The sequence below is a fragment of the Actinosynnema sp. NPDC049800 genome, from assembly GCF_040656635.1.
Classification (GTDB): domain Bacteria; phylum Actinomycetota; class Actinomycetes; order Mycobacteriales; family Pseudonocardiaceae; genus Actinosynnema.
This window is the reverse complement of record NZ_JBFAMT010000062.1, coordinates 42,890-51,355: the sequence shown is the minus strand read 5'-3', so window position 1 is coordinate 51,355 and position 8,466 is coordinate 42,890. Positions and strand designations below refer to the sequence as shown.

General features: G+C 72.5%; 1 protein-coding gene. It reads left to right on the top strand.

Annotated features, from left to right (window positions below; genetic code table 11):
* Nucleotides 1-8,462 (top strand): SDR family NAD(P)-dependent oxidoreductase (locus AB0I91_RS38690; RefSeq protein WP_499641286.1); only part of this gene is annotated, 8,462 nt, incomplete at its 5' end.
* Between the last annotated feature and the right edge of the window lie 4 nt (nucleotides 8,463-8,466).

Genomic DNA, 8,466 nt, shown 5'->3' with positions numbered 1-8,466 from the left:
GTGGGACGGCGTTCTTGTTCACGGGGCAGGGTTCGCAGCGGCTCGGGATGGGTCGTGAGTTGTCGGTGGCGTTCCCGGTGTTCGCGGGTGCGTTCAGCGAGGTGTTGGCCGGGTTCGACCAGGCGCTGCGGGAGGTGGTGTGGGGTGAGGACGCTGAGCGTCTGAGCCGCACGGAGTTCACGCAGCCTGCGCTGTTCGCGTTTGAGGTTGCGCTTTACCGGTTGTTGGAGTCGTGGGGTGTTCGGCCGGACTTCTTGGCTGGTCATTCGATCGGTGAGATCGCGGCGGCTCACGTCGCGGGCGTGCTGTCGTTGCCTGATGCGTGTCGGTTGGTGTCGGCGCGGGCGAGTCTGATGCAGGCGTTGCCCGAGGGTGGCGCGATGGTGGCGGTCAAGGCTGCCGAGGCCGAGGTGCTGCCGTTGTTGACGGCCGGAGTGGGCATCGCGGCGGTCAACGGGCCGAATTCCGTTGTCGTATCGGGCGACGAGGTCGAGGTGTTGGCGGTCGCGGCCCGGTTCGAGCGGTCGAAGCGGCTTTCGGTGTCGCACGCGTTCCACTCGGTCCTCATGGACCCGATGCTGGATGACTTCCGGGCTGTGGTGGGGGAGTTGAGCTTCCGGGAGCCGAGGATCCCGATGGTCACGTCAGGTGATGTGACCGACCCGGACTACTGGGTGCGGCACGTGCGCGAGGCGGTGCGCTTCCACGACGCCGTGACGCGGATGCAGGACGCGGGCGTCAGCAGGTTCGTCGAGGTGGGGCCGGACGGTGTGCTCAGCGCACTGGTGGACGACGGCATCGCCTTGCAGCGCAGGGAACGTGATGAGGCCGTGACGCTGGTCGCGGCTGTCGGGCGGTTCTCCACGGCGGGTGGAACGGTCGATTGGCGGGCGTTCTTCAGCGGCCGTGGTCGGCAGGTCGACCTGCCGACCTACGCGTTCCAGCGCGAGCGGTACTGGCTGCGCGAGCAGCGGTCCGGCGTTGACGCGGCGTCCATGGGCCTCGGGCAGGTCGAGCACCCGTTGCTCTCGGCGGTCGTGCCGTCGCCCGCGTCCGACGGCGTGGTGCTGACCGGCAGGCTGTCGGTCGACGCGCTGCCGTGGCTGGCGGATCACGACGTGTTCGGCAGCGTGCTGCTGCCCGGGACGGCGTTCGTGGAGCTCGCGGTCGAAGCGGGTGACGAGGTGGGGTGCGGCACGCTCGAAGAGCTGATGCTGACCGCGCCCCTGGTGCTGCCGACGACCGGTGGTGTGGCGGTGCAGGTGGTCGTGGACGCGCCGGACGGCGCCGGGCGACGCGCGGTCTCGGTGTACTCGCGGGCGGGCGGCTCGGACGCCCCGTGGGCGCTGCACGCCGAAGGTGTGCTCTCGGCGCGGACCCCGGCTCCTGCGTTCGACCTGGGGCAGTGGCCGCCGGCGGGTGCGGAGCCGGTGGACGTCGACGGCCTCTACGACGCGTTGGCCGACGCGGGACTGAACTACGGGCCGGTGTTCCAAGGGCTGAAGTCCGCCTGGCGGCACGGCGACGACGTGTTCGCCGACGTGGCCCTGCCGGAGGACGTGGACGGCTCGGCGTTCGGGATCCACCCCGCGCTGCTGGACTCGTGCCTGCACGCGATCGGTCTCGCCGGTCGGGGCGGTGGGCGGACCGTGCTCCCGTTCTCCTGGTCCGGGGTCACGCTGCACGCCGTCGCGGCCGGTCGGGTGCGCGTCCGGATCAGCCCGGCCGGCGAGGGCGCGGTGACGTTGCAGCTCGCGGACGCCGATGGCGCGCCGGTCGCGTCGTTGGCGTCGTTGGCATTGCGCCCGGTGTCGGCGGACCAGCTGGCTTCGTCGGCCGCGGAGTCGTTGTTCCGGGTGGAGTGGTCCCCGGTGTCGGCGTCTCCGGTATCGACGTCCCTGGTGTCGGTGGATGCCGTGGTGCTGGAGGCCGGTGCGCCGGGGGCTGACGCTGCGGGGGTGCGGGCTGAGGTGTCGCGGGTCCTGGCCGAGGTGCAGGACTGGTTGGCGCGGGGCGACGACTCGTCGTTGGTCGTCGTGACCCGAGGTGCGATGGCGTTCGGTGACGTCACGGATCTGGCCGGTGCCGCGGTGTGGGGCCTGGTGCGGTCCGCGCAGTCGGAGAACCCGGGTCGGGTCGTCCTGGTGGACACCGACGCCGATCTCGACGCGGCCGCCGTTCTCGGCACCGGCGAGCCGCAGGTGGTCGTGCGGGACGGCGTCATGCACGGTGCCCGGTTGGCGCGGGTGGCGGAAGCCGGGTCCGAGGCGCGGTTCTCGGGTCGCGTCCTGGTGACGGGTGCGACGGGTTCGCTCGGCAAGCTCGTCGCCCGGCACCTGGTCACCGCGCACGGCGTGACCGACCTGCTGTTGACGAGTCGACGCGGCCTGGCTGCCCCGGGGGCACCCGAGCTGGTGGCCGAGTTGGCCGAGGCCGGCGCCGAGGTCGAGCTGGTGGCCTGCGACGTGGCCGACCGGGAGGCACTGGCCGGGCTGCTGGCCGGGCGTCCCGTCGATGGCGTCGTGCATGTCGCCGGTGTGTTGGACGACGGGGTGATCGCCTCGTTGACGCCCGCACGGGTGGACGGGGTGTTGCGTCCGAAGGTGGACGCGGCCTGGAACCTGCACGAGCTCGTGGGTGACGTGTCGGCGTTCGTGCTGTTCTCCTCGGCCGCGGGCGTGTTCGGCAACCCGGGTCAGGCCAGTTATGCGGCGGGCAACGCGTACCTGGACGCGTTGGCGGCCCACCGCCGGGCGAACGGGCTGGCGGCGCAGTCGCTCGCCTGGGGCCTGTGGGCGGACGAGGCCGGCATGGGCGGTGCGGCGGAGGTCGAGCGGATCCGGCGGACCGGTGTGCTCGCCCTGTCCGCGGCACGTGGTCTGGCGTTGTTCGACGCCGGAACCGCCGTGGACGCGCCCGCGCTGGTGGTGATCGACCTCGACCTGTCCGGCGCCGGTGACGACGTGCCGCCGTTGCTGCGCGGCCTGGTTCGTCGCCGTGCCCGCCGAGTGGCCGGCGGTTCGTCGGTGTGGCGTGAGCGGTTGGCGGGGTTGGCGCAGGAGCAGCGGCTCCCGGTGTTGGTGGAGTTGGTCCGGACGCAGGCCGCGGCGACCTTGGGGCACGCGGGTCCGGAGGCGATCGACCCGGAGCAGGCGTTCAACGACCTGGGCTTCGACTCGTTGTCGGCGGTCGAGTTCCGCAACGGCCTGAGCGCCGCGGTGGACATGGTGCTGCCCGCGACCCTGGTCTTCGACTACCCGACGCCGTTCGCGCTGGCGGAGCACCTGCTCGGCGAGATGTCCGGCACGGGTGAGCGCGCGCGGGCGGTCGTGGCGACGACGTCGGTGACCGACGAGCCGATCGCGATCGTCGGCATGGCCTGCCGCTACCCGGGCGGTGTGTCGTCGCCGGAGGACCTGTGGCGGTTGGTGGCGGACGGTGTGGACGCGGTGGGCGGGTTCCCGACGGATCGTGGTTGGGACGTCGAAGGCGTGTACGACCCGGAGCCCGGTGTCACGGGCAAGACGTACACCCGTGAGGGTGGCTTCCTGTACGGGGCGGCGGAGTTCGACCCGGCGTTCTTCGGGATCAGCCCGAACGAGGCGTTGGTGATGGATCCGCAGCAGCGGTTGTTGCTGGAGGCGTCGTGGGAGGCGGTCGAACGGGCGGGTATCGACCCGGTTTCCTTGCGTGGCAGCGATACCGGTGTGTTCGCGGGGATGATGTACCACGACTACCCGGCCAACAACAGCACGGGCGCGGTCGCCTCCGGCCGCGTCTCCTACACGCTGGGGCTGGAAGGGCCCGCGGTCACGGTGGACACGGCGTGCTCGTCGTCACTGGTGGCGCTGCACTGGGCCGTCCAGGCGCTGCGGTCCGGTGAGGCTTCGCTCGCCCTCGTCGGCGGTGTGGCCGTGATGGCGACGCCCGAGGTGTTCGTGGAGTTCAGCCGTCAGCGCGGGCTGTCGCCGGACGGTCGGTGCAAGTCGTTCGCCGGTGCGGCGGACGGCACCGCCTGGGCCGAAGGCGTCGGCGTGCTGCTCGTCGAGCGGCTGTCGGACGCCCGCCGCAACGGGCACCGCGTGCTGGCGGTCGTCCGTGGCACGGCGATCAACCAGGACGGCGCGTCGAACGGGTTCACCGCCCCGAACGGCCCGTCCCAGCGCCGGGTGATCCGGCAGGCGTTGGCGAACGCCGGGCTGACGACCGCCGACGTCGACTTGGTGGAGGCGCACGGCACCGGCACGACGCTGGGTGACCCGATCGAGGCGCAGGCGTTGTTGGCCACCTACGGTCAGGACCGCGCCGAGGACGCGCCGTTGTGGTTGGGGTCGATCAAGTCGAACATCGGTCACACGCAGGCCGCGGCCGGTGTTGCCGGGATCATCAAGATGGTCGAGGCCATCCGGAATGGCGTGATGCCGAAGACGCTGCACGTTGACGAGCCTTCGCCGCACGTGGACTGGGCGGCGGGCAACGTGCGGTTGCTGACCGAGGCGCGGGAGTGGCCGTCGAACGGGCACCCGCGTCGGGCGGGGATCTCGTCGTTCGGGATCAGCGGCACGAACGCGCACGTGATCGTCGAGGAACCGGTGGCGGTGGACGCGGGCGACACCGGTGTCGAGCTGCCGGTGGTGCCGTGGGTGCTGTCGGGTCGTTCGGCCGAGGCGGTGCGTGCTCAGGCTGTGCGGTTGGCGTCGTTCGTGGGCGCTGATGTCCGGCCGGTGGACGTCGGCTTGTCGTTGGCTGGTCGTTCGGTGTTCGAGCACCGGGCGGTGGTGGTCGGTCGGGATCGGGACGAGTTGGTGCGTGGTCTGGCGGATGTCGTGCCGGTGGTGGCGCGTTCCGGTGGTGGGACGGCGTTCTTGTTCACGGGGCAGGGTTCGCAGCGGCTCGGGATGGGTCGTGAGTTGTCGGTGGCGTTCCCGGTGTTCGCGGGTGCGTTCTCTGAGGTGCTCGCGGGCTTTGACCCGGTGTTGCGGGACGTGATGTGGGGTGAGGACGCGGGGCGGTTGGACCGCACGGAGTTCACGCAGCCTGCGTTGTTCGCGTTCGAGGTGGCGCTCTACCGCTTGTTGGAGTCGTGGGGCGTGCGGCCGGACATGCTCGCCGGCCACTCGATCGGCGAGATCGCCGCTGCCCACGTGGCCGGGGTGCTGTCCCTGACGGACGCCTGTCGGTTGGTGTCGGCGCGTGCGCGTCTGATGCAGGCGTTGCCCGAGGGCGGCGCGATGGTGGCGATCAAGGCCACCGAAGCGGATGTGGTGCCGTTGTTGACGGAGGGCGTGGGCATCGCGGCGGTGAACGGGCCGGATTCCGTGGTCGTCTCGGGTGTCGAGGCCGAGGTGCTGGCAGTGGCCGCGAAGTTCGAGCGGTCGAAGCGGTTGTCGGTGTCGCACGCGTTCCACTCGGTCCTCATGGACCCGATGTTGGACGAGTTCCGCGCCGTCGTGGGCGAGCTGACGTTCCGCGCACCGGCCATCCCGATCGCCACGACCGGCGACGTGACCGATCCCGAGTACTGGGTCCGGCACGTCCGCGACGCGGTGCGCTTCCACGACGCCGTGACACAACTGCGGGGTCGGGGCGTGAGCAGGATGGTCGAGGTCGGGCCGGACGGCGTGCTCAGCGCGCTGGTCGAGGACGGCATCGCCTTGCAGCGCAGGGGACGTGACGAGGCGGTCACCCTGGTCACCGGCCTGGGCCGGCTGCACACCGCCGGTGGGGCGGTCGACTGGTCGGCGTTCTTCAGGGGCAGCAACGCCCGCAAGGTGGACCTGCCGACCTACGCGTTCCAGCGCGAGCGGTACTGGCTGGACACGGTGGACTACCTGGCCGAGTCCTGGATCGCCGACGAGATCGGCAACGTGAAGTCGGCCGGACTGGTGGTGTCCGAGCACCCGCTGCTGGGTGCGGTGATCGAGTCGCCCGACTCCGAACGGGTGGTGTTGACGGGGCGGCTCGGCGTCGACCGGCAGCCCTGGCTGGCGGATCACGAAGTGCACGGCACGGTGCTGCTGCCCGGCACGGCCTTCGTGGAACTCGCCGTCCGGGCCGGTGACCACGTCGGGTGCGGTGTGTTGGAGGAGATGACGCTGACCGCGCCGTTGGTGCTGCCGGCGAACGGCGGAGTCGCGTTGCAGGTCGTGGTGGACGCGCCGGACGGCGCCGGCCGGCGTGCCGTGTCGGTGTACTCGCGTCCCGAAGAGGCCGACGTGCCGTGGGTGCTGCACGCGGTGGGCGAGCTGGCCGAGGAGGACGTCACGCCGGCGTTCGACCTGGCGCAGTGGCCGCCGGCCGGCGCGCGGCCGGTCGACCTCGACGGCGCGTACGAGCAGCTGGCCGATCAGGGCTACGGCTACGGGCCGGTGTTCCGAGGGCTCAAGGCGGCCTGGAAGGTCGGGGACGACGTGTACGCCGAGGTCGCGTTGCCCGACGGCGCGGACGCCGCGCGGTTCGGCCTGCACCCGGCGCTGCTCGACTCGGCGCTGCACGCGCTCCGGATGGCGGCCGGTGACGGTGACGACAGCGGGACCGCGCCGCCCGCGATGCTGCCGTTCTCCTGGTCCGGGGTGTCGTTGTTCGCGGCCGGGGCGTCGCGGCTGCGGGTCCGGTTGGCCCCGGTGGGCGAGGGCGCGGTCGCGCTGCTGGTCGCGGACGGCACGGGTGCGCCGGTCGCCCGGGTCGGCACGCTGGCGATGCGTCCCGTGTCGGCCGAACAGCTCGCGGCCGGTGCGGGGACGTACGAGTCGCTGTTCCGGCTGGAGTGGGCTCCGGTCACGGCGTCGGGGCCGGTGGTCGCGGACGCCGTCGTGCTGGAGGCCGGCGCGGCGGGTGCGGACCCGGCGGGGGTGCGGGCCGAGGTGTCCCGCGTCCTGGCCGAGGTGCAGGACTGGCTGGCGCGGGGCGACGGCTCCTCGCTCGTCGTGGTGACGCGGGGTGCGGTGGCGTTCGGCGAGGTCACGGACCTCGCCGGCGCCGCGGTCCGGGGCCTGGTGCGGTCGGCCCAGTCGGAGAACCCGGGTCGGGTCGTCCTGGTGGACACCGACGCCGATCTCGACCTGCCGGCCGTCCTCGGGACCGGTGAGCCGCAGGTGGTCGTTCGTGACGGCGTCATGCACGCGGCCCGGTTGGCGCGGGTCTCCCGTGGGTCGGAGTCGGACGGCCAGGCGTTCTCGGGTCGGGTCCTGGTGACGGGCGCGACGGGTTCGCTCGGCAAGCTCGTCGCCCGGCACCTGGTCACCGCGCACGGCGTCACCGAGCTGCTGTTGACGAGTCGGCGCGGCCTGGACGCGCCGGGCGCGCACGACCTCGTGGCCGAGTTGGCGGAGGCCGGGGCCAAGGCGGAACTGGTGGCCTGCGACGTCGCCGACCGGGAGGCCTTGGCGGAGCTGGTGGCCGCCTACCCGGTGGACGGCGTGGTGCACGTCGCGGGCGTCCTCGACGACGGTGTGATCGCCTCGTTGACGCCCGAACGGGTGGACGGGGTGCTGCGCCCGAAGGTCGACGCCGCGTGGAACCTGCACGAGGTGGTCGGGGACGTGTCGGCGTTCGTGCTGTTCTCCTCGGCCGCGGGTGTCTTCGGCAACCCCGGTCAGGGCAGCTACGCGGCGGGCAACGCCTACCTGGACGCGTTGGCGGCCCACCGCCGGGCCAACGGCCGGGTGGCGCACTCGTTGGCGTGGGGTCTCTGGGCCGACGACTCCGGCATGACCGGTCAAGCCGACGTGCAGCGGATGCGGCGGTCGGGCGTGCACGCCCTGTCGACCGACGACGGCCTGGCGCTGTTCGACACCGCCGTGTCGCTCGACCTCCCGGCGCTGGTGCCGATCGGGTTGGACCTGTCCGGCGCCGGTGGGGACGACGTGCCGCCGCTGCTGCGCGGCCTGGTTCGTCGCCGTGCCCGCCGGGTGACCGGTGACGCGGCGGGGTCCGGGTGGCGGGACCGGCTGACAGGCCTGAACGACGACGGCGAGCGGCTCGCGGTGTTGGTGGAGCTGGTGCGGACGCAGGCCGCGGCGACCCTGGGCCACGGGGGTCCGGAGGCGATCGACCCGGAGCAGGCGTTCAACGACCTGGGCTTCGACTCGCTGTCGGCGGTCGAGTTCCGCAACGGCCTGAGCGCCGCGGCGGACCTGCGGCTCCCGGCGACGCTGGTGTTCGACTACCCCACGCCGCGGGCGCTGGCGGAGTTCCTGCGCGCCGAGCTGGCGCCCGAGGCCGCCGACGAGGCGCGGGCGCACGAGGAGCAGGTCCGGCGCATCCTGCAAGCCATCCCGCTCACCCGGCTGCGCGACGCGGGGCTGCTCGACAGCCTGCTCGAACTGGGCGGGGCGGGCGATCGGCAGGTCCAGGCCGGTCCGGGGGCGGCCGCAGACTCGATCGACGAGATGGACACGGAAAGCCTCATCAGCATGGCGTTCGAGGGCATCGACCTCGACGACGCGACTCAGGGAGCGTGAACGG